This is a genomic window from uncultured Megasphaera sp. (genome assembly GCF_958350005.1).
Taxonomy (GTDB): domain Bacteria; phylum Bacillota; class Negativicutes; order Veillonellales; family Megasphaeraceae; genus Megasphaera.
In genome coordinates this window covers 1-2,607 of record NZ_CATWFF010000238.1, presented here as the reverse complement: position 1 = coordinate 2,607, position 2,607 = coordinate 1, and the positions used below count along the sequence as shown (strand labels likewise).

Below are 2,607 nucleotides of genomic sequence, written 5' to 3'. Positions count from 1 at the left end.
CTTTGTCCATGTGAGCCATGGCTTTAGCTACGATTTCAGCTGCTTCATAACGGGTAATGTTGCGGCCGCCTTCGAAGTGCGTGCCGTCAACGCCCTGGATGATGCCGGAGTCAGCCAGTTCTACAACCGATTTGTAAGCCCAGCTGTCAGTCGGTACGTCAACGAACGGGTTAGCTGCAAATGCGCAAGTTGCGCCTACAACCATCGTTGCAACTAATGCTGCTAATACTTTGGATTTCATGAGAAATTACCCCTTTCAAACTTATCATTTCCCGTACTGCGCTTGATGGTCATTCTCATGGCGTTCATTGGCGAGTGTTCCTGGTTTCCTCTCTTTTACTGACCACGATACTGCCCATCTTATACAGATTGGGAGAGAACACGCCAACATTGTGAATATTGGCACTGAAGATAGTATACAGGAATGACTCCTTTCTGTCAACAATAAATGACTTATCTTATCAGTATCTTTATATGGCCGCCCCTGTTCTTAGCCCGTCCTTAACAGACAAAACAGCGCTCATGCAGGCATTTTGCCTGTGTGAGCGCTGTTTTCAAAAAGGCGAAAACTTTTTTCTTATTTAGCCATCATCTTGGCAATATTGTGAACGAAAGCGGCCGCATCGTCAGGCATAATGCCTTCCAACAGCAGAGCCTGATCGTACAGGAGGCCGCAGTATTCCTTAAATTCCGGTGCATCTTTCCCGGCATCGTGGAGGGCTTTCAGTTTGCCGAACAGTTCATGCTGCGGGTTGATTTCCAGAATACGACGTGCTTTCATCATAGGGTTGTCCGCAGCAGCAAAGGCCTGTTCCATCGCCAGAGACGGACCGGCTGCATCGGCAACCAGGCAGACCGCACCGGTTTTCAGACGGTTCGACAGGCGAACGTCGACAACTTTGCCGGCCAGCAGATCTTTCATATCTTTCAGGAGACCTTCATTGTCTTTAGCCAGGTCTTCGTTTTTCTTCTTTTCTTCCTTGAAGGCTTCATCGTCCAAATCGAGGTCGCCACGGCTGACGGAGTGGAATTTCTTGCCGTCGTACTGCCCCAGGGCTTCGACGGTAAATTCATCGACCGGATCGGTCATGTACAGGACTTCCAGGCCCCGGTCGCGAAGCATTTCCATCTGCGGCAACGCGTCAATGGCGGCTTTATCCTTCCCTGTAGCATAGTAGATCTTCGTCTGCCCGTCCTTCATGCGGCTGACATATTCTTTCAGCGTACTGAGCTTGCCGTCTTTAGAGGACACGAACAGGAGCAGATCTTTCAGCTTGTCTGCGTTGTTTTCGCCAGTCATCATGCCGCTGTATACGCCGATTTTCAGGGACTTGCCGTATTCAGCCCAGAATTTTTCGTATTTGTCCCGTTCTTTATCGAGCTTGCGGGCCAGCGTCTTGAGGATGCTCTTTTCCAGATTCCGGCCAATGAGCTTCAGTTCCCGGCTCTTCTGCAGAAGTTCACGGGAAATATTCAGGGACAGGTCCGGCGAATCGACAAGACCTTTGACGAAGCGCAGGTAATCGGGCAGGAGATCTTTGCATTTGTCCATAATGAAGACATGGCGCGAATAGAGCTGAATGCCCGGTTCATAATCGGAATAGTACAGGTTGAAGGGAGCACTGCCCGGGATAAACAGGAGGGCTGTATAGTCTACGCTGCCTTCGACGCGGCTATGGAAAATATCCATCGGTTCTTCCCATTCATAGAACTGGTGCTGGAAAAATTCCTTATATTCTTCCGGCTTAATATCCGATTTATTCCGTGTCCACAAAGGCTGCATGGAGTTAAGAGTCCGCGTTTCCGTATGTTCTTCTTCCGGTGCATCTTCTTTGACTTTGCCGTCTGCATCCTTTGGTTTTTCTTTCGTCGTAAAATCCATGGTAATAGGATAGCGGATGTAGTCAGAGTACTTCTTGACCAGTCCTTCCAGGACGTACTGGTCGGTGTAGTTTTCTTCCGATTCACCGCCGCAGAAATCCTTGCCTAAATGGAGGATAATCGTCGTGCCGTGTTTCGGTTTTTCGCAGGCTTCCAGGGTGTACTGGCCATCACCGGTGGATTCCCACTTATACGCCTGTTTTTCACCGGCTTTGCGGGTAACGACAGTTACGGAATCGGCAACCATAAAGGCCGAATAAAAGCCGACGCCAAACTGACCGATCAGGTCTTTATCGGTACTGCCTTCGCTGTCCTGCGCTTCTTTCAGCTTTTCCAGGAAAGCCTTCGTCCCCGATTTGGCAATGGTGCCCAGGTTCTGCATCAGTTCGTCCCGGTTCATGCCGATGCCGTTATCGGAAATCGTCAGCGTATGGGCTGCTGCGTCCGGCGTCAGATGAATTTCAAAGGCCGTATCGCCTTCGAGAAGACTGTTATCTGTAAGCGATTCATAGTGAAGCTTATCAATGGCATCGGAAGCATTGGAAATCAGTTCCCGTAAAAAAATTTCATGATTCGTATAAATAGAGTTGACCATCAGGTCCAGTAATTGTTTTGTTTCTGCTTGAAATTGAAAGGTTTCTTTCGACATGGTACTACGTCTCCTTTACTGGGTATTAGCACTCCACACAGGGGAGTGCCAACGTCTATCTATATCATACAATAAAA

At 48.9% G+C, this 2,607-nt stretch carries 2 protein-coding genes; both read right to left on the bottom strand.

Going from position 1 to position 2,607, the window contains the following annotated elements; all coding sequences use genetic code 11:
• Window positions 1-241: S-layer homology domain-containing protein (locus tag Q3886_RS09950; RefSeq protein ID WP_301861319.1), on the bottom strand; the 241-nt coding region annotated here is incomplete at its 3' end.
• A 336-nt stretch (window positions 242-577) separates the two neighbouring features.
• On the bottom strand, window positions 578-2,530 hold the full coding sequence (htpG, locus tag Q3886_RS09945; protein WP_301861318.1) for a molecular chaperone HtpG: 1,953 nt from the start codon (window positions 2,528-2,530) through the stop codon (window positions 578-580).
• Window positions 2,531-2,607 lie beyond the last annotated feature (77 nt).

What these genes read in the sequence shown, in the direction of transcription:
- htpG (WP_301861318.1), bottom strand. Translation starts at nt 2,530, where the DNA reads ATGTCGAAAGAAACCTTTCAATTTCAAGCAGAAACAAAACAATTACTG.